This is a genomic window from Larkinella ripae, assembly GCF_054780775.1.
In genome coordinates, this window is the sequence record NZ_BAAGVR010000030.1 from 260,609 (window position 1) to 281,597 (window position 20,989).

13 protein-coding genes are annotated in these 20,989 nt (G+C 54.5%); 10 read left to right on the top strand and 3 right to left on the bottom strand.

Features of this window, described 5'->3' with window-relative positions:
- Window position 1 precedes the first annotated feature (1 nt).
- Window positions 2–586, bottom strand: coding sequence for a hypothetical protein (locus tag ACYVHX_RS27565; RefSeq protein ID WP_460674936.1), 585 nt, complete (start codon window positions 584–586; stop codon window positions 2–4).
- 117 nt (window positions 587–703) lie between these two features.
- Here ACYVHX_RS27565 and ACYVHX_RS27570 point away from each other — a divergent pair, with 117 nt between their 5' ends.
- The gene (locus ACYVHX_RS27570) at window positions 704–1,426 is read left to right on the top strand and encodes an SIMPL domain-containing protein (RefSeq protein ID WP_460674937.1); all 723 of its coding nucleotides are present in this window, start codon (window positions 704–706) and stop codon (window positions 1,424–1,426) included.
- A gap of 112 nt (window positions 1,427–1,538) precedes the next feature.
- The gene (locus ACYVHX_RS27575; protein WP_460674938.1) at window positions 1,539–4,034 is read left to right on the top strand and encodes a zinc-dependent metalloprotease; all 2,496 of its coding nucleotides are present in this window, start codon (window positions 1,539–1,541) and stop codon (window positions 4,032–4,034) included.
- A gap of 63 nt (window positions 4,035–4,097) precedes the next feature.
- On the opposite strand, the gene ACYVHX_RS27580 is transcribed toward ACYVHX_RS27575, so the two are convergent.
- Entirely contained in the window at window positions 4,098–4,571 is a 474-nt protein-coding gene (locus ACYVHX_RS27580) for a cupin domain-containing protein (protein ID WP_460674939.1), read from the bottom strand.
- Window positions 4,572–4,920: 349 nt separating this feature from the next.
- Here ACYVHX_RS27580 and ACYVHX_RS27585 point away from each other — a divergent pair, with 349 nt between their 5' ends.
- On the top strand, window positions 4,921–6,318 hold the full coding sequence (locus tag ACYVHX_RS27585; RefSeq protein WP_460674940.1) for a hypothetical protein: 1,398 nt from the start codon (window positions 4,921–4,923) through the stop codon (window positions 6,316–6,318).
- A gap of 274 nt (window positions 6,319–6,592) precedes the next feature.
- On the top strand, window positions 6,593–6,826 hold the full coding sequence (locus tag ACYVHX_RS27590; RefSeq protein ID WP_460674941.1) for a hypothetical protein: 234 nt from the start codon (window positions 6,593–6,595) through the stop codon (window positions 6,824–6,826).
- 122 nt (window positions 6,827–6,948) lie between these two features.
- Here the strand turns inward: ACYVHX_RS27590 and mdh are convergent, their stop codons facing one another.
- Entirely contained in the window at window positions 6,949–7,884 is a 936-nt protein-coding gene (mdh, locus tag ACYVHX_RS27595; protein WP_460674942.1) for a malate dehydrogenase, read from the bottom strand.
- Window positions 7,885–8,131: 247 nt separating this feature from the next.
- Here mdh and ACYVHX_RS27600 point away from each other — a divergent pair, with 247 nt between their 5' ends.
- The 6 genes from ACYVHX_RS27600 to sov all read left to right on the top strand — a co-directional run bounded on the left by ACYVHX_RS27600 (window position 8,132) and on the right by sov (window position 20,886).
- Window positions 8,132–8,566 (top strand): YkvA family protein, encoded by a 435-nt coding sequence (locus tag ACYVHX_RS27600; protein WP_460674943.1) that lies wholly within the window; start codon window positions 8,132–8,134, stop codon window positions 8,564–8,566.
- Between the two features lie 84 nt (window positions 8,567–8,650).
- Window positions 8,651–8,860 (top strand): Sec-independent protein translocase subunit TatA/TatB, encoded by a 210-nt coding sequence (locus ACYVHX_RS27605; RefSeq protein ID WP_114408458.1) that lies wholly within the window; start codon window positions 8,651–8,653, stop codon window positions 8,858–8,860.
- 175 nt (window positions 8,861–9,035) lie between these two features.
- The gene (gatA, locus tag ACYVHX_RS27610; protein WP_460675073.1) at window positions 9,036–10,475 is read left to right on the top strand and encodes an Asp-tRNA(Asn)/Glu-tRNA(Gln) amidotransferase subunit GatA; all 1,440 of its coding nucleotides are present in this window, start codon (window positions 9,036–9,038) and stop codon (window positions 10,473–10,475) included.
- A gap of 453 nt (window positions 10,476–10,928) precedes the next feature.
- The gene (locus tag ACYVHX_RS27615) at window positions 10,929–12,473 is read left to right on the top strand and encodes a lytic transglycosylase domain-containing protein (RefSeq protein ID WP_460674944.1); all 1,545 of its coding nucleotides are present in this window, start codon (window positions 10,929–10,931) and stop codon (window positions 12,471–12,473) included.
- Window positions 12,474–12,630: 157 nt separating this feature from the next.
- Window positions 12,631–13,224, top strand: a complete 594-nt coding sequence (ruvA, locus tag ACYVHX_RS27620; RefSeq protein ID WP_460674945.1) for a Holliday junction branch migration protein RuvA — start codon at window positions 12,631–12,633, stop codon at window positions 13,222–13,224.
- Between the two features lie 261 nt (window positions 13,225–13,485).
- The gene (gene sov / locus ACYVHX_RS27625; RefSeq protein WP_460675074.1) at window positions 13,486–20,886 is read left to right on the top strand and encodes a T9SS outer membrane translocon Sov/SprA; all 7,401 of its coding nucleotides are present in this window, start codon (window positions 13,486–13,488) and stop codon (window positions 20,884–20,886) included.
- Window positions 20,887–20,989: the final 103 nt, after the last annotated feature.

A 20,989-nucleotide genomic window follows, 5' to 3' on the forward strand; every position in this document is an offset into this window, starting at 1 on the left:
ATCACTTTTCGGTGATGGAAATCGTTATGGTGTGCGGAGCGGTTTCGTCACCGCCGAAATACGGGTACAGGCGGTAGCGTCGGTCGCTTTCCACGGTTGTGCAACTGCGGGCAATGCTGGTTTCTTTGCCTTTGAAGGTAAAAACGTAGTTGCCGCCGACAATGCTGAGTCGATACTCCGTCGGTTGGTTTAGTTCAGCGGTGCCGAGCTCTTCCGAAATGCGTTCACCGTTGCGGTAGCAGTAGGCATAAATCCGGAGCGAATCGTCGCGCCAGTTCCAGCCAAACCGGGCGCTGGCCGTGTTGTGTTGCGCTCCGCAGTCGGAAAAACCGTAGAGCTTGTTGATATCGTGCTGGTTTTCGGGAGTTCGGCTGGTGTAAATAGCGGTGCTGTCAAACGTAACGCTGAACGATAAGGAGGTCTTGGCCGTGTAATTCAGACCCTGGTGGTCGGCGTAATGGGCCCCGGCCCGAATTTGGTAAACCGTCGTAACCGGCGAAGTAGGGTCGGCGGGAATACCCGGGGGCACTCCGCAGCCCTGCACGAAAACCAGACCAATCAGGAGGAGACGAATAACGTGGTGCATTAATTAGTTGACTCAGCGAGTCTTAAATCTTAACTACGTACAGACGGTGCGAAAAATTCTACGAGTGGAGTAACCACTGTATCGAAACGATTAACATTCCGTAATCATTTTACAAAAATGCGTAAACTTTCTTTCTTTGTATTGACCTTGTTCAGCCTTTCCTCGGCGACCGCCCAGGTGGCGCCAACCCCGGATCTTCCCGTCAACCGGATTGTGGTGTTGGGTGATGCCGAACTTGAATTGCCTGCCGATCAGGTCCGGATCGTAGTTACCCTGCAATATTCGGACCCAACTGATGCCCGAAAAGCGTATGAAGCCCACCAGGCCGCGGAAAAACGGCTGGTAAAATTACTGAAAGATTATCAGATCGACGAAAAAGACATTCGGTACACGTTGTTGCAGGTTCAGAAACACCAGAACGACATCTACCAGACGGGCGAACGGCGGCAGGAGGTCATGACCATGCAGCAGATTATTTTCGAATTGGGCAAACCGGAGCGATATCCGGCGCTTCAACTGGCCCTGATTAACGGCGGTTTTAACCGGTTCCAGGCCAGTTACCGATCCACGAAAGAAGACGCCAGCAAAAACCGGGTGCTGGAGAAAGCCGTTGAGGTCGCCCGCGAAAAAGCCACGATTCTGGCCAAGGCAGCTGGACGCACACTCGGCACGGTATTGAGTGTCCGCGATACCGAAGAAACCGACCCGGTTTTGCAGAAGCGGTTTTCCGGTGATCTCAGGTATATGTCCGCCCGGGCCGAATCGGGGGGCGGTTTGCTCGATATTCCGCAAACCATCCGGATTCCGGCGCAGGTGAAAGTGACCTTTGAATTGAAGTGATCAGTCAGCCAAATCTGGCTGGTTTTAAGAAATTGGTTTAAAAACGAGGGACGGTTCTGGCTTGGGAACCGTCCCTTTTCTATTTTTAGCTGAGAATACAAACCGCCCCTTTATGAACAAACTTCTGCTTGTGCTGATGCTTTTAGGCACGTTGTCGGCTTTTTCCCAGAATTCCCCGTCCGGCAGTTTGCCAACCATCGCCACGTTCACCAGCGGCATGGAAAAACAACCCGGTTTTCTGACGTTTTACTGGGACGCCAAAAAAGGCAAAATCTGGCTGGAAATCGACAAGTTTGAGACCGAATTGCTGTATTACCCCAGTCTGGCGTCGGGCATCGGTTCCAACGATATTGGGCTGGACCGGGGGCGGCTCGGGCAGGAACACATCGTCAAGTTTCAGCGCACCGGCCCGAAGATTCTGATGGTTGAACCCAATTACCACTACCGCGCCATCAGCAACGACCCACTCGAACGCCGGGCCGTCGAAGAGTCGTTTGCGCAGTCGGTTCTCTGGGGTTTCGACGTGGTCGCCGAGGGCGAAAACCGGGTTTTGGTGGATCTGACACCGTTTCTGATGCAGGATGCCATAGGTGCCATTCAGGATATCAGCCAAACCCGGCAGGGAACTTTCCGGCTCGATGCCAGCCGTTGCGCCCTGTATGGGCCGCATTCCAAGTCGTTTCCGCAAAATACGGAATTTGAAGCAACCATCACGCTGACCGGCGATTCGCCCGGGGGCTATCTGCGCTCGGTGGTGCCAACGCCAACGAGCGTGACGATGCGGCAGCATCATTCGTTTGTGCAGTTGCCCGAGCCGGGGTACAAACCCCGTGAATTTGACCCGCGCATTGGCTACGGCGGCATCGAGTATTTTGATTACGCAACGCCCGTCAGTCAGCCGATTGTCAAAAAGTATATTTCGCGGCACCGGCTGGCCAAAAAAGATCCGAAAGCGGCTGTCAGCGAAGCCGTTAAACCCATCGTTTATTACCTCGACCCCGGCACACCCGAACCCATCCGTTCGGCCCTGCTGGAAGGAACGGCCTGGTGGAATCAGGCTTTTGAAGCCGCCGGGTATAAAAATGCGTTTCAGGTCCGGCTGCTGCCCGCCGATGCCGACCCGATGGATATTCGCTATAACCTGATTCAGTGGGTGCACCGTTCCACGCGCGGCTGGTCGTACGGAGCCAGCGTTATCGACCCGCGGACGGGCGAAATCATTAAAGGAAAAGTGACGCTGGGGTCACTGCGGGTGCGGCAGGATTACCTGATCGCGCAGGGGCTGGTCGGCACGTTCGATACGGACACTTCGCACGTTGCCGAAATGATGAAAATGTCGCTCGACCGGCTGCGGCAACTGGCGGCTCACGAAGTAGGACATACGCTCGGTTTGCCGCACAATTACATCGCCAGTACGCAAGGCAGCCCGACCGGTTCGCCGGAGCCATTCGGTCGGGCGTCGGTGATGGATTACCCCACGATGGTCGCCAAACTGAAAGGGGGCCGCATCGACCTGTCGGATGCCTACACGCTCAGCATTGGTGACTACGACAAATGGAGCATCATCTGGGGCTACCAGGATTTTCCGGAGGGAACGAACGAGAAGCAGGAACTTGACAAAATTGTCCGGCAAATGCACGCCAAAGGGCTGACGTTTCTGACCGATCAGGACGCCCGGCCCGAAAGCAGCGCCCATCCGGCCACGCACCTCTGGGACAATGGCGTGAACGCGGTTGACGAGTTGAAGCGCACGATGGAGGTTCGGAAAGTGGCGCTGAGTAACTTTTCGGAAAAGAAAATACCGGCCGGAACGCCGATGGCAACGCTGGAGGAGGTGTTTGTGCCCATGTATCTGTTCCACCGGTATCAGGTCGAAGCAGCCGCGAAAGTGCTGGGCGGTCAGTCGTACACCAACGCCTTACGCGGTGACGGTCAGCCGGTTTTGTCCACCGTTCCGGTTGAGGAGCAGCGCCGGGCGCTCGATGCGTTACTGGCTACCCTCGATCCGCAGGTTCTGGCCGTGCCGCCGTACCTGCTGAAAGCCATTCCGCCCCGTCCGTTTCGCTACAATCCGAATACGCGGGAGGTGTTCAAACGCCGGACGGGTATGACGTTCGATCCGCTCGGCCCACCGGAAGCCGCCGTTGGCATGACGTTGCGAATGCTGTTGAACCCGGAACGCTGCGCCCGGCTGGTTCACCAGAAAATGCTTTTCTCGAATCAACTGGGGCTGGATGATGTGCTGAATCAGCTCATTCGGACGGTTTATAAAAAAACGCTGGACCGAACGTACAGCGGTGAAATCAACCGGATGATCGACCTGAAACTGGCGGAGCAACTCATTGCGCTGGCCCAAAACAAGGATGCCGCCGGTGCCGTTCGCGATCAGGTTCATCGCTCCCTGCAACACATCAAGGTGCTGGTGGAGCCGGTTTCGCCCGATAAAACGTACGGGTTGATTGCGCACCTGATTCGGCAATATGAACAGAATTCGGCTCAGGTCAGTCCCGCTCCGGTTCTGCCGCCCCCCGACGGAATGCCCATCGACCCCGGACAGGAGTGGCTGGAGGGACTGCTGGGCGAACCAGCCTGCGAGTGGAACCGGTAGAAGGTGTAAAATTAAAAAAGTACAAAAACTGGAGCATGCGCGCACGCTCCAGTTTTTGTAGGTTTAAGCGTACCGGATGCCGTACCGGGCCGACGTTTCCCCGATCAGGTTGAGGACGGCTTCAGACGGTGGTCCGGCGACCGTGGGGGGCAGAACCGCTTCCGGAGCCTCTTCACTGAGTTCATAAAAGAACCCTTCGAACGGGCCGGGTGTCAGGTAAAGCAAAACGTCGGCGGTGGGCGTTACGACCTCAAAGGCGTGCGGAATGAGTCGGGGCAGAAAAACCGTATCACCGGTTTTGGCCTCAATCACCCGGTCGCCGATGGTGAAGCGCATGACGCCTTTTTGCACATAGAACAGCTCGTCCTCCCGTTCATGAAGGTGTTTGGGCGGCTCGAATCCCCGTTGCAGGGTAGCTTCGATCAGTGAGAAAGCTCCGCTGGTTTGCCCGGATGTAACCCGGAAATTCATTAAATGGCCGTGGTGCCAGCGCAATTCACCACTCCGGATGCCTGGCTGAATTTGAGAAGTTGTCATTCCTTTTGAAATGTACTGGTTGGTAAACGGTTCAAAATTGAAAACCGGAAGCCCGAAACGTGCGGGTGATTCGGGTAGACTGGAAGAATTAGGGGGCGAAGCGACTCTTGCTGCCGATGAAAGGGATTTTCAGGCTTAATCGTTAAAAAATGATTTCGGGAAATAGTACAATCACGGATTTTAATACAACATATTGATCGTACTCCTGGACTTTCGACGGTATTGAAAACCGCCAGCCCTACGTTTCCACCATCGGTTTTTTGGTCATTGATAAAATGGTCGTAGAAACTGGGTAAATAGTTGGCTTTTTCCGCTTGTTTATAGTCTGGTGTCCCCTTAAGAACCCGCTATGAGAAAAATTTTGGTCATCCTTTGCGTAGTGAGCAATACCCTTGCGTTTGCCCAGCCACCCACCAATTCCCCGGCCGCGCCAAAACCGGCGCCGGAGAAAAATGAACTGAAATACAATCTCAATGAGTCAGGCTCGCATTTTTTTAAAGTTACGTTCCTGAACCAGACCTGGTTGCGGTTCAACCAGAGCAATCCGGGTACGACGGTAGTCAGCGAACCCAAAGACAACACTTTCGACATTGGCCTGCGCCGGACCCGGATTCAACTTTTTGGGCAGGTCAACGATCACGTGCTGGTGTATTTTCAGTTTGGTCTGAACAACTTCAATTTCCAGAACGGTTTTCCGGCCTTCAACACCAACGGAACGCCCTCGAACCGGAAAGTGCAGGCTTTTTTCCACGATGCTGTGGCCGAATACCTGGTCTGGAAAAACAAGGATTACCTGAAAATTGGGGGCGGTCTGACGATTGTCAACGGCTTGTCGCGCTTCACCCAGCCCGGCGTCAGTTCGATCGTGTCACTGGATGTGCCGGTTTTTGCGCAGGCCACCGTCGATCAGACGGACGAGTTTGCGCGGAAACTGAGTGTTTACGCCCGGGGGCAGGTTGGGCCGATCGATTACCGGTTTGCCGTCAGCGATCCGTTTCCCGTTCAGACCAACGGAGCCGCTCCGCCAGCGTTGGGGCCAACTTCCAATTTTGCGCTGAAAGGTCATCACAAGCAGTTTCAGGGTATGCTGCTCTACCAGTTTTTCGAAAAGGAATCGAACCAGACACCGGGGTACATGACCGGAACGTACCTGGGAAAAAAGAAGATTCTGAACCTCGAAGCCGGTTTTATCACGCAGAAAAATGCAGTTTGGCATACCGGGGAATCCGCCACCGATACGGTGTATCAAAACCTGAACCTGTGGTCGGTTGCGGCTTTTCTGGATATGCCGACCAACCGGGCGACGGGCTCGGCCACCAATGCCTACCTCGGCTATTTTAACCTCGACTACGGCAAAAATTACCTCCGGTACAACGGCATCATGAATCCGGCGACCGGCACCACGCAACCGATTGGCGGTTTGGGTGGAACGCAGGGCAATGCGTTTCCGATGTTCGGCACGGGAAGCGTGATCTATTCGCAGGTGGGCTATTTGTTCCGGCAGGATCTGCTCGGAAGCCTCGGAACCTTGATGCCGTATGCGCAGGCGCAGCTTAATACCTTCGACCGCGTGAATGGCAATCTGGGCGTTTACAACCTCGGTTTAAACTGGCTCATCAGGGGGCATAACTCCAAAATCACCCTCGATTACCAAAACCGGCCGTATTTACAGGCGCTGCCTTCGGGATTACTGGACGCGCAGGGCCGCCGGGGACAGGTCGTGTTGCAGTACCAGGTGTTTATCTAATCGGGAGTTGGGGAAATTTCAGTGTTCGCGTGTATGTAGTCTTTTAATTTCGACGAAAGGAGGTCTTTGGACCTCTTTTTTGTTGGTTTATCGAACCACTAACCCATTCTGGAGAGGATTTAGGGAAGCTCTTGGTTATGGCAGTCGGATAAGAAATCGCAGAAAAATAGTATCGGAAATGAAAATAAAAGTAGTAGACCGCTGTGCGGGTGGCGTCTAACTTTGTCCATGCTGACTCTGGCCAATAGCCAAAACCGAACAACTGTTAAACCAAATGGTCGAAGCGGACGGTCGTTTACGCCTGAATTTCGGAGAAGAAACGGTGGTGGTCCCCAAAGGGTTGCAGACTGTGGTCCGCCTGACATCGGGCGTGATGACAACCCACTATATGGCCCTTGAAGCGATGAATACCGAGAATAACGTATTTATTACGTACAATCTGGGGGCCTGGGAAAGAAGCGACCGGAATGTGGTTGGGCGGACCCTGAACATTACGGTTAAAGCCTGAGCAAAAACCGGTCGACGATCCGGGGCGGCAGGAGTCCCGGTGGATTAATTACTAGGTACCGGTTTTACCAAAAAGGACACAACTCGTTGTGTCCTTTTTGGTACGATGGAAAACGGAATTTGTTACAAGTCCAGCGTTTTCAGGACGTCGTTCATGTTTCGAACGGCATCGGCGGATTTGTTGAAAGCCGCCTGCTCCTCGCCGTTGAGTTCGAAATCAACGATTCGCTCCCAGCCAGTACGCCCGATCACGACCGGAACGCCCAGACAGATATCCGACTGACCGTATTCGCCGTCCAGGTAGACGCAGCAGGGAATAACGCGTTTCTGGTCCCGGACGATGCTTTCGACCAGGGCTGCGCCAGCCGCGCCCGGTGCATACCAGGCCGAAGTGCCGATCAGTTTGGTCAGCGTAGCACCACCCACCATCGTATCGGCGGCTACTTTCTGCAGCGTTTCGGCATCCAGGAAATGACCGACCGGAACACCCGAATACGTCGCCAGGCGGGTCAGCGGAATCATGGTGGTGTCGCCGTGCCCACCGATAACCACACCCTGTAAATCGTTGGGTGAACACTTCAACGCCAGCGATAAATAGGTCTTGAAACGGGCCGAATCCAAAATTCCGCCCAATCCGATTATCCGGTTTTTCGGTAGTCCGGAAGATTTCAGGGCTAGGTACGTCATCGTATCCATCGGGTTGGAAATAATGACGAAAATGGCATCTGGTGAATATTTCAGAATGTTTTCGGTCACTCCTTTCACGATGTTGGCGTTGGTGCCGATCAGCTCTTCGCGGGTCATTCCCGGTTTGCGCGGAAGCCCCGACGTGATCACGACAACATCCGAATTGGCCGTTAATTCGTAGTTATTGGAAGAACCGGTGATTTTAACATCGCAGTCCAGTAAAGTAGACGCCTGAAGCATGTCCAGACCTTTGCCTTCGCTCAGCCCCTCTTTGATGTCCAGGAGCACAACCTCCTCGGCTAATTCACGGCGGGTGATGTTATCGGCACAGGTCGCGCCAACGGCCCCGGCACCTACTACGGTAATTTTCATAGAGTTAGTGGTTTAAAGTTTTTGTTAGTGCCGGTGGCTCCTTTCAAAGGGCCGGCGGTTGGATCAACTGCTAATTGGGCACTAGGCAATTCCTTGAGACCAATTATTTTGAACGGTACAAAAATAGGAGAGCGGTTGAACACTCATACCGTGAACTCGGGTTTTTTTTGATAAATAAGACTTTTGGGATAAAAAATGTGTTATAGTAAGTGTCCATTATCCAAGGATATTATACAATAACGTAACTATGGCAAACCGTCGATTATTAACGGCTATTCTGAGTTCAATCTTTTTTCGTCGCTCGACCCAAAAAGCATCCCGCTACGCCCGGAGTGGGAAAAGCCTGCTGGATCTTTTGCACCGGGTGGCCGAAAAAACCCGGGTCCTGGGCGTTGGGGCCAGCTACTCGGCCGCCAAGGATCACATCAACATTCTGGTTCGCATGATTCGGGCGTATGCCAAAGGAGAATACCGGGCCATTTCCGGCAAAACCCTGCTCCGGACGGTGGCGGTTTTGGTGTATTTCGTTTCACCGATCGACTTTATTCCCGACGTGCTGCCCATTCTGGGACTCACCGACGACATCGCCTTACTTTTGTGGCTGATCAGCTCAATTTCCGACGACATCGACCAGTTCAAGGACTGGGAACGCACCCATTCCTCGGCGATTAAAATTGGGTGAAAACGTTTTTTTAGTGCACAATAAATCGCAATTATCGTTACATTTGTCATAGAGTTTCTGCATACACTCATAATTCATACTATCATGGCATTACTCACAATTTATGCATTCCTGGGCTCACTTGGTGGAACCGAACTTCTTCTGATTGGTCTGGTCATCCTGTTGTTCTTCGGCGCAAAACGGATTCCGGATCTGATGAAAGGACTTGGTAAAGGCATCAAGGAATTTAAAGACGCTACCAAAGACGTTCGCGAAAACATCGAAGAAGGACTTCGCGATACGAATGTGAAATAAAAAGATTCTAATAGCGAATACAGAATTTTGAATAACGAATTTCGAAGTAATTTTCCGGTTTCGATATTCATTATTTAGTGTTCAATATTCGATATTTGCACGATTTCATTCAGACAACAGCTCGGCCAAACTGGTCGTTCTGTTGTCTCTTTTTTTCTACCAGCCGTACTTGATGATGCCCGTAAAACCGTACGATTCCCTTTCCGAAATTCAGCGCGATCTGGCCACCGGAGCGGTCACCTGCCGCCAGTTGGTCGAGCATTATCTGCAACGAATTGCCGACCACCAGCATCTGAACGCGTTCGTTGCAGTGTATGCCGACGAAGCCCGCCAGCAGGCCGACGAGGTAGACGCGAAATGGAAGACCGGAACGGCGGGCCGTCTGGCCGGAATGGTACTCGGTATTAAGGACGTTCTTTGCTACAAGGGGCATGGCGTGCAAGCCGGAAGCCGGATTCTGGACGGTTTTGTGTCGCAATTTACAGGTACCGCCGTGCAGCGCGTCCTCGACGAAGATGTGATCATCATCGGACGGCAGAATTGCGACGAATTTGCGATGGGGTCCTCCAACGAGAATTCGGCCTTTGGTCCGGTGCGGAATGCAACCGACACCAGCCGGGTGCCGGGCGGATCGTCGGGTGGTTCGGCGGTTGCGGTTCAGGCCGGTTTGTGTCTGGCTTCGTTGGGCTCGGACACCGGCGGCTCGGTGCGCCAGCCCGCAGCCTTTTGCGGTACGGTGGGCCTGAAACCGACGTATGCCCGGGTTTCGCGCTGGGGGCTGATTGCCTACGCTTCCTCCTTTGATTGCATCGGGCCGATTACGCATACCGTCGAAGATGCGGCACTGCTGCTGGAAATTATGGCGGGCCCGGATGATTTCGACAGCACCGTCAGCCAGAACCCCGTCCCGAATTACAGCGCGGAACTGACGGTAAACCGGCCGTTAAAAATCGGTTACCTGCGCGATGGCGTCGAAAGTGAAGGCGTTGATCCGGTGATTCGGCAAAAAACGCAGGCAATGCTGGAACGCTTGCGGCAACAGGGGCACACGGTTGAACCGGTGGATTTTCCGTTGCTGAAACACATTCTTCCCACCTATTACATCCTGACGACGGCCGAAGCCAGTTCCAATCTTTCCCGCTTCGACGGGGTTCGATACGGTTTTCGGAGCCCCGAGGCTACGGATCTGGAATCGCTCTACAAAAAATCCCGGACGGACGGTTTTGGCGATGAAGTCCGGCGCCGGATCATTCTCGGCACCTTTGCCCTCAGTTCGAGTTACTACGACGCGTATTACACCAAAGCCCAGCAGGTCCGTCGGTTGATCAAAGACGAAACCGACGCGCTGTTTGCCCGGTACGATCTGGTCGCTTCGCCCGTGACGCCCACCACGGCATTTCGGATCGGCGAAAAAGCGAGCGATCCATTGCAAATGTACCTGGCCGATATCTTTACGGTTCAGGCCAATGTCGTGGGTTGCCCGGCAATTTCCATCCCGAACGGAACGGACGAAACCGACCTTCCGATCGGTTTCCAGTTGATGGCGGCTCCCTTCCGGGAAGTGGATCTGCTGGCCACGGCTCAGTCGCTGACGAAAGCCGTTGCGATGGGCTGAGAAAACATTGGACAGAGACGGTTTTTTGTTTCCTGACGCGCAGGTGCTTCACTAAATGCCCGGTACAAAAACCGGCTTGAAACCTCTTCGGAAACGGTTTGGTCCGATGCATCGCCATGAATTAAAATTCAGTCGGCAAGTCCGGAAGGACGCGATCTGCGGTGGATTTTCTGGGTTCCGAAGAAAACCGCAGACACTATTTATCGGCCGCTGATCGTTAAAATAAAGCTTGCGGAATGAAGGCGTTTCTGCAACGGATTCGGCACTTGTTTTAGAGACTTTCCCGGACAGTTCAATCGGTTTTGTTATCTATTTTACGTAAAAGTTTGACGAAAACTGATTTTTGTCCTATTTTTAGCCATCACACCGCGCATTCCTCTGGAAGTATTTAACCAAAATGTAACCAAAAACCTGCTCATGTCGAACCTGAAGAAGACCCTTCACGGCCTCCGATTGGCTTGTACAATCCTTATTTTTGTAAGCAGTGGACCTCGTAGCTGGGGCGCTTATTTTCAGGCCGACACCAACGGTGTCCGGGCCGATACGGTTCAGGAGGCCGCCATTGAAGTGCTCGATGTACCTGAAATTTTATCGGTTCCCGAAGCCGTCCTGCGCGACCGGCTGGGCCGACTCGAGCAGTCCATTCCCCTGAATTACAACAAAACCGTCCACGGATTCATCGATTATTTTACGTTCCGCAAACCGAGCTATACAAAGAAGGTAATGGAACGGATGCCGATGTTCTTCCCCTTGTATGAACGGCTGTTGGCGCAGCATGAAATTCCCGAAGAGCTAAAATACCTGTCGATCGTGGAGTCGTCACTGGACCCAAAGGCGATTTCGCGCGTCGGAGCGGGCGGTTTGTGGCAGTTTATGCCCTACACGGGCGAAGAATACCAGCTCAACCAGGATGAGTACGTGGACGAGCGGATGGACCCGGTTAAATCGACCGATGCGGCCTGCCGGTATCTGAAACGACTCTATACCGTGTTTGGAGACTGGCACCTGGCGCTGGCTGCTTACAACAGCGGACCGGGTACGGTAAAACGGGCCATGCGCCGGTCCGGGGGCGATTCGTTCTGGACCATCTACAACTTCCTGCCCAAAGAAACCCGGGCGTATGTGCCGCAGTTCATCGCACTGACCTACATGATGAACTACGGAAACGACCACGGTATTTACGCCGAAAGTCCCGAATACCCCATTCCCTGCGACACAATTCACGTTAACGGCTATCTGTCCATCGCCCGGTTTTGCCAGTACAGCGGAGTGCCGCTGTCCGAAATCCAGAAAATGAATCCGTCGATTAGGTCCGGTGTGTTGTCGGACCAGACGCGCGGTTTTGTGCTGCGGGTGCCTAAAGCGCATTTCGACTACTTTGCGGCTAACCGGCGTTCCATTCTGGACTCATCGGGTCGGAGTCCTGTGATTTCGACCAACATGCTGCTGGCGTCAACGGAGAGTGTGAATTACCGGTCGGATTCGTCCCGGAAGCGGGATTATTTCCCGTTTACCGACGCCAATGAAGAGCAGGTCCGCGAATCCCAGCCGGTTGTCGCGGCTAGTCCGATCACCGCCGACGACGAAGACGTGGAAGAGGTGGTTCGACGAAAACCGAAAAAGACGGTGTACATTGTCAAAAAAGGGGAAGCGTTGTCGAGCATTGCCGAGAAACACCATGTGGAAGTGTATGACCTGAAAAAATGGAACCGCCTGCGGTCCAACCGCATTCAGCGGGGTCAGAAACTGGTGATCCTGCGCGAACCCGCCCTGCCCGAAACATCGACCCGCATCGCTCACCTGGGCAAAGCGCCGGCTAAGGCCGAGAAAGAAAAGCCGACAAAAACGTACAAACCCAAGTACCACCGCGTACAGGAAGGCGACACGCTCTGGAACATCTCACAGCGCTACAGCGATCTGACAGTCGATCAACTCAAGAAACTTAACAAAATCAAAGGAGACTCGCTCAAGCTCGGCCAGCGCCTGATTGTCGGCTAGTAGGGCGTTGAGAATGATGAGGTATGCGTTTTGAGTTCAGAGGCATTGCAGAAGGAGAATGCGTCAGCCCACGCATAATTCATACCGCATCACTCATCATTCTTTCGTATATTGGTCTGGTTATGGCCCGCCCGCAAACGGGTTGAAAAAGCTAGATATGATTGCTTATATTTCCGGGAAAGTCACCCAAAAAGACCCTACGCTGGTTATTCTAGAAGCCAACGGGGTGGGCTACGAAATTCATGTTTCCCTGTATACGTCGACGGTTTTGCCGAACCTGGGGGAGCCCTACAAACTCTACACGTACCAGCACATTCGCGAGGATGCCCAGACCCTGTACGGTTTTGCTGATCTCGACGAAAAGACGCTCTTCCTGGATTTAATCGGAGTGTCGGGCATTGGTCCCAACACCGCCCTCACCATGCTCTCGACGCTCACTCCCGTCGAACTTCGCCAGGCCATTCTGATGGAAAACATCCGGGCCATTCAAGGCATCAAAGGCATTGGGAGTAAAACCGCTCAACGGGTCATTCTGGAATTACGCGACAAGATGAAAAAAGCCGGTATTCTGGCGCAGGCCGATTCTCCAACGTATCGAATGTCTGCTAATCCGGTTCGCGATGAGGCCCTGGCGGCTCTGGTTACCCTCGGTATTCCGAAACCCGTTGCGGAAAAAAGCCTGGATACCATCTTAAAACGGGAAGGCGAAGAATTGAGCGTGGAGCAACTTATTCGACTGGCTCTCAAATAGTTAAGCGTTATCAGCAATGGGTTATTTATGGGTAGTTGCCGACTATTTAACGCTTTACACCTAACTCTTGATTCATAACTAAAATATTGGCAAGGTTTTCGCCGTTTGCTTGTAGAGATAGACTCTTTTTTAAGAAAACTACCTATTCCACCGAATCAAATATACGTGCTTCTCTTGGAATGTGTTGAGTGCCACCGGCTAACCCGGCAAGGGTTGGTGAATGGCCGAATTAGGCCCTGGCTGGTTGTGTTGTGTGCGTTAATGGTGGGGCCGGTCTGGATGAAACCGGTGGGGGCCCAAACTCCCGCCCGTCGGCGTGCGGTGTCGCAGGCGGATTCGATTGCGCGCGTCCGGCAGGACAGCATTCGGGCCACCCGTACCGCCGATCGCCGGCCGATTATTCGCTGGCGGGACCGGTATGTGAGTCCTTTTTCCGTTACGTTACCTAAATCTCCTTTTTTACTCCGCGACCCCCGGGCGGTTTCGACCAATGTCCAGCTTGACGGCCCCGGCCAGATCGCGGTCAGTGAGCAGATTGGCGCACTACAAACCGCCCCGGCCCCGGCATCAGGCAGTACTTCGACACCGGCCGCAACCACGAGCCCAAGCGTTTCCCCGGTCGTGCCATCGTCGCCCGCCCGGCCAGCGGCTGGGTTGCCCTACCGGCCGGCCGAAACCATGTCGTATGACGCGTACAACCGCTTCCAGAACCAGCGGGCACAACGCGGTTTATGGCGGGAATACAGCGCCCGAAGCGATGGCAAAAGCGCCGTCAGCGGGCGTGGGCTCCTCCCGAAACTGGAACTGCCGCCGGTTTTTGACCGCTTGTTTGGCGGGAATCTGGTGGATTTCAAGCCGAACGGTTTTGTGATGCTGGATTTTGGGTACCTCTACCAGTTCATCGACAACCCGATCATCCCGGTTTTGCAGCGACGAAACGGGAATTTTATCTTCAATGAGCAAATTAACATCAATTTCAACGGGAAGATCGGCGAACGGCTGGGTGTAACGGCCAATTACGACACCAAATCCAGTTTCAATTTCGAGAATGTCCTGAAACTGAATTACCGCCCGCCCATTCCGGCCTTACCCAGCGCCAACGGCCTGACGAACGGTTTACCCACCGCCGGTGGCCTGCCCGGCAGCTTGCCGACGGCGAACAGCATGGTGCCGTCCACCATCCCGCAGTTTCAGCCGCAGGACCCGAGCATCATTCAGGGCCTCGAAGCCGGTAACATCAGTTGGCCGCTCAGCAGCCAGTTGATTCCGGGCGTTCAAAACCTGTTCGGGGTGAAAACCCAGCTGCGTTTTGGAAAATTATACGCCACCCTCGTGGCGTCGCAGCAGCGTTCGAAACAGGAAGAAATCACCCTCAAAGGCGGATCGATGCAGCGGCCGTACGAGATTCGGGTCGATACCTACGACGAAAACCGGCACTTCTTCCTGTCGAATTTTTTCCGGGACAATTACGAGCGTTCGTTGAAACGCTTGCCCCAGATTATGTCGGGGGTTATTGTGACGCGTTTAGAGGTATACGTAACCAATCGGACGAATACGACAACTACCCTGCGAAACATTGTCGGTTTTGCGGATCTGGCCGAAACGCAGCCCTATAACCGCACCAACCCGAACTTGCAGCCCATCAACGCCAATGCGGGCGCTCCGGCCGATAACCTGACCGGAAACGGGTTGTTTAACCGGCTGAGAACCAATACCGGCATCCGGCAGGTCGATCAGGTGAGCGCCATTCTGGATGGCACCTTCGGTTTTGGCAAAGGGATTGATTATGAGCTGCTGCGCGGAGCCAAACGCCTGACCGAAACCGAATTTAAATTTCAGCCGGAACTGGGCTACATCTCGCTCGTAACGCCCCTGCGCAACGACGAAGTGCTGGCCGTTTCGTTTGAGTATACCTACCAGGGCCGCAAGTATCAGGTCGGTGAACTGACGGAAGATTACCAAAACCGCCAGGATAATGAAGTGCTGATTCTGAAGCTGTTGAAGTCATCGACGATCCGCAACAACACCCAGTTGCCGATGTGGAACCTGATGATGAAGAACATTTATTCACTCAATACAACGCAGATCAACAAGCAGAATTTCCAGCTGCGGGTGGTGTATAAAGACGATTTAACCGGGATCGACAACCCGAATCTGCAGGAAGGGCGGAATCTGCAAAACCACCCGCTGGTGCAGGTGTTCAACATGGACCAGGTCAACGCCCAGCTCGATCCGCAGCCCGACGGAAACTTCGATTTTGTGGAGAACGTGACGGTGGACAGCCGCTACGGCCGGGTTATTTTTCCGGTTCTGGAGCCGTTTGGGTCGTTCCTGGAAAAGCAGTTCGTAGCGGGGGAGGAGGCCCTGCGCGCCAAGTACGTTTTCAACGAATTGTACCGCACCACACTGGTCGACGCGCAGCAGGTGGCCGGTAAGAACAAGTTTTTTCTGAAAGGAAGTTTTCAGTCGTCGACGGGCGTCGATGTGGCCTTGCCGTACGGCGTGGATGAGAAATCGGTGCAGGTAACGGCGGGTGGAGTGCCGCTGACGCCGGGCGTCGATTTTGTGGTGGAATCGCAGATTGGCCGGGTGCGGTTTTTAAACGAAAGCCTGATTAATTCGGGGCAGGAGATTAAAGTGCGGTATGAACGACCCGATCTGTTCCAGAACCAGATCCGGCGCCTGGTCGGAACGCGGCTGGACTACAAACTGAGTCCGGAGGTGAATCTGGGGATGACGGCCATGAACATGCGCGAAACGCCGGCCGGTTTTCTGACGCGCGTGGCCATTGGCAACGAACCGGTGAACAACACCATTCTGGGATTCGATGCCACGATTCGGAAGGACTCCCGGTTTTTGACCAAGCTGCTCGACGGTTTGCCGCTCATTCAGACAAAGGAATTGTCGAACATTGCCTTTCAGGGAGAAGTCGCCCAGTTGTTTCCGGGGGTAGCTCCACGGGTCAACAACAACGCCTTCATCGACGATTTTGAAGCCGCCCGGACGATTTACGACCTGACCCGCCAACCGACCCGCTGGCGGCTGGGGTCGACGCCAACGACGCCGGAGCGGGCATTTCCGCAGGGTAGCTTTGCCGAACCGCTGTCCTACGCCTACAACCGGGCCCGCATTTCGGTCTATACGGTCGACAATACGTTCAGTACGGCTACGACGATTGCCAATAACCGGGTGCCGCCCAGCAACCTGACCGACGAAAATTTAAAGAACGTGTACGAACAGTTCTTCCTGTCGAATGAACTGTTCAAAGGCCGTTCGCAACGGCTGGTCAACCTGCCGGAAAACATTCTGGACGTGGCGTATTTCCCGAAAGAGCGCGGGATGTATAACTTCAATCCGAACCTCGACGCGGACGGACGGCTGACCGGTGATCCGAAGAAAAACTTTGGCTCGGTGATGCGGGCGATTTCGTCGGATGCCGATTTTGATAATTCCAACATCGAGAACCTTGAATTCTGGCTGATGGATCCCTTCCTGGGTGCGGCCGACTCGTCTTACGCCGTGGTTCATGACGGTTTTGAAAACAAAGCAAACCGCACCGGCGGGAAACTGGTGTTCAACCTGGGCGACGTTTCGGAGGATGTGATCAAGGACAGCCGGTACGGTTTTGAGAATGGACTGGCGGTGCCGAACGGCCTTTCGCCCGATTCGACGGTCTGGGGCCGGGTGACGCGCTCGCAGTTTGTAACCCAGGCGTTTGACAACGTGACGCGCGCGCAGCAGGACATTGGTCTGGACGGTCTGAGCAACCGGGATGAGAATACCTACTTCAAAAACTACATCGATCAGGTTTCGCCCCGTTTGAATACGGCGGCCCGCGAACGGCTGTTGAGTGACCCCGCCAACGACGACTTTATTTTCTATTACGGGCAACGGGCCGATTCGGTCCGGCACATTGTCAGCCGCTACAAGCAGTACATGGGGATGGAAAACAACTCCCCCGAATTGCAGGATCGCAACCAGGTGGTGACACCCGCATCGACGACGTTGCCCGACATTGAAGACCTCAACACCGACAACACCATCAACGACAACGAGGCCTATTACGAATATGAGGTCGATCTGAAACCGGGTCAGTTGGCAGTTGGTCGGGGCTATGTTGTCGATAAAGTGGATGTGGTATCGCGCTCGGGCCGGACCGTTACCTGGTACCTGTTCCGGGTGCCGGTGCGCGACAATCCGAAGAAAGTGGGCAACATCAACGGCTTCAAGTCGATGCGGTTTGCCCGGATGTACCTGACGGAGTTTGAAGAACCGGTAGTGCTGCGGTTTGCGCAGTTGCAGATGACTTCCAACCAATACCGGAAATACACCGGCGATCTGTCGGCGCGCGGTTTGCAGGAAGTGCCCGAACCTTATGACGCGCAGTTTAAAGTGGCCGCCGTAAACGTGGAGGAAAACAGTGCGCCAGGGAATAATAAATACGTGTACCGCGTGCCACCCGGTTTTCAGCGCGACCGTGATTTTACGCAGATCAACCAGGTGGAACTGAACGAGCAGTCGATGAGCCTGAGCGTGACCAACCTGCGCGACGGCGATTCGCGGGCGGCTTTCAAGAACACCAGCCAGGATCTGTTGTTCCGGGAGCGGTTGCGGATGTTTATCCACATGCACAACGAAGAAAACGAAAGCGGTCAGGTATCGGCCTTCATTCGGTTCGGAACGGATTTTACGGATAACTACTACGAAATTGAAGTGCCCAATCTGGTGGCAACGCCCGAAGGTAGCCAGCCCGACGACTTGGTGTGGCCGGTTGCGAACGAACTCGACATTGCGCTTGACGAACTGATTAATCTGAAGGCCGAGAAAAACCGCCAGTATACCCGCTCGTATGCCCAGCCGTTTACGATGAACAGCCTTGACGGCCGCTACAAACTCACCGTGGTCGGAAACCCGGATTTGAGCGCCGTCCAGATCATCATGATCGGGGTGCGAAACCCCAAGTCGCCCGACGAACGATCCAAAAGCTTTACCATCTGGGTGAATGAACTGCGGGCCAACGGGTTCGACCAGACCGCCGGGCGCGCGGCTGTTGGGGTGCTCAATGCCAAGTTGGCGGACGTGGCCACCGTGACGGCTTCGGGCAAGATGACGACCTTTGGCTTCGGTGGGGTGCAGCAGCGGATTGCCGAACGCTCGCGCGAAACCTCCACCGAATACGGCATCCAGTCGCAGATTGCGGTCGATAAATTGCTGCCCGAAAAATGGGGATTGCGCATTCCGCTGTACGTCAACTACGACCAGCGCCTGATTCAGCCGCACTTCAATCCGCTCGATCCGGATACGCCCCTGGAAACCACGCTTTCGACGCTGGAGAACGAAGCCGCCCGGGAACGCTACCGGCGGCTGGTGGAAGACCGCTCGGTTCGGCGCGGTTTCAACTTGTCGAATTTCCGCAAAGTGAAAACCAATCCGAACGCGAAAAGCCATTTTTACGACGTCGAGAACCTGGCGTTTACGTACGCGTTCAACGAAGCGACCCGGACCAACATCCTGACCGAGCAGTTTGTGCAGAAGCAGACGCGGGGCAGTGTGGCCTACGTGTACAGCGCGCAGCCCAAAGCGTTCGAGCCTTTCAAGCGGTTTGAAGCCCTAGAACGGCCCTATTTGCGCTGGCTCCGTGATTTTAACCTGACCCTGCTGCCGACGCAGGTGGCCTTCCGGAGCGAACTGGACCGGAGCTTCATCAAAACCCAGCTTCGGAATTCCGAGCTGACTACCGATGGCATGGTGCCGCAGTTTGAGAAATACTTCTGGTTCAACCGGTTTTACGACGTGCAGTGGAACCTGACCCGCAACCTGATTCTAACCTACAACGCCCGGACCAATGCCATCATCGACGAACCCGCCGGTGACCTGAACACACAGGCTAAGGTCGACTCGGTTTGGGCCAACGCCAAGCGGTTTGGCCGCACGAAAAACTTTGAACAGAACATCCGGACCACTTACCGGCTGCCGCTCGACAAAATTCCGCTGCTCGACTGGATTGCCGCCGACATGACGTACAACATTCGCTACCAGTTCCAGGCCAATTCGTTCGGAATTACGGATACGCTCGGCACGCTGTTTGGGAACACCATCCAGAACCGGCGCGAATGGGGTTTGCAGGGCCGGGTGGATTTAATCCGGTTGTACAATAAAATCAAGTCCCTGCGGTTTGCGAACACGCCTTCCGTGCCCCGGAAAAATTTCACGCGGAACCCCGGTGACATTGAGGAAATCCAGCGGACGGAAAGCCGGGTGCTGAAGAGTTTTGTGCGAACCCTGCTGACGGTTCGGGGTATCAATTTCAACTACGTCGTGGAAGAAACCACGCTGCTGCCCGGTTTTCTGCCGACCCCCCGGTTTTTCGGAAATTCGCGCGAAAACGCGCCGGGTCTGCCCTTTATCTTTGGCAGCCAGGACCGGAACATTCACCGCACGGCCGCCGAACGGGGCTGGCTGTCGCGCAGCACGGTTCAGAACCAGCCGTTTACGCAATCCCTCGCCAGGAAGTTCGACGCCCGCACGACGCTCGAACCGTTCAAGGATTTCCGGATTACGGTCGAAGCGCGTCTGACCCGGCAGGACAGCTACCAGGAGACGTACCGGCCCGATTCCGTCGGGGGTGCCTTTACGAGCCTGAGCCCCTACCGGAACGGCCAGTTCAGTATGTCATTTTTGTCGTTCAAGACGGCATTTACCAAGCTCAACCGCGACAACTCATCGCCCATTTTCGACCGGTTTGCCGAATACCGCAAGATCATTCTGGACCGACTGATTCGGAACAATCCGGCGTCCGGTTCCGGGGGGGAGTACAACCTCACGTCGCAGGATGTCTTGATTCCGGCTTTCTTCGCGGCTTACAGCGGCAAAGATCCCAACACGGTAAAATTCAATCCCTTCCTGCGGTTTCCGTTGCCCAACTGGCGCGTCGATTACAACGGGTTGTCGCAACTGAAACCGTTTCAGAAGCTATTCAGCGCGTTTACGCTGACGCACAGTTACAACTCGACGTACAGCGTGGGGAACTTCACCTCCTCGCTCGACTACGAAGCGGCTTACGTGAATCTGGCGGTGATGGGGTATCCGCTGGCGTCGCGTTACAACGAGGATTTGCAGTTCGTGCCGATCTTTGTCATGAGCACCATTACGATGACCGAGCGGTTTGCGCCCCTGCTGGGGGTGACGTTCCGGACGCAGAGCAAAATCAGCGGAGGACTCGAATACAACCAGGACCGCAGCGTTGCGCTGAACCTTTCCAACGCCCAGGTGGCCGAGCTGAGCAACAAGGACATTACATTCCGATTCGGGTTCACAAAATCCAATTTCCGGGTACCGTTTAAAATCAACGGTGCCTACCGGCGACTGAAAAACGACCTGACGTTCAACTGCAACCTGACGTTCCGCGATACGCGCACGGTGCAGCGGAAGTTTGACGATTCGAACACGCCGGGGCAGAATGAAAATGGCGTGGGCGAGCAGATTATCACCGCCGGGAACGTCAACTTCCAGTTGCGGCCCCAGGTGAGTTACGTGGTCAGCCGCCGGTTGAACGTGCAGGTTTACTTTGATCGCACCTTTAACGATCCGCTGGTATCCAACTCGTTCCGTCGGGCCACCACGGCGGGCGGGGTTCAGGTCCGGTTCAACTTAGCGGAATAGTCCGGCAATATCCCTTATCATCGGATTTATAATCATTCGGGCCGGTTTCCAGTTATCAGGTTACCCCCAGGTCTTGCGGACTTGGGGGTAAATGCGCTAAGAA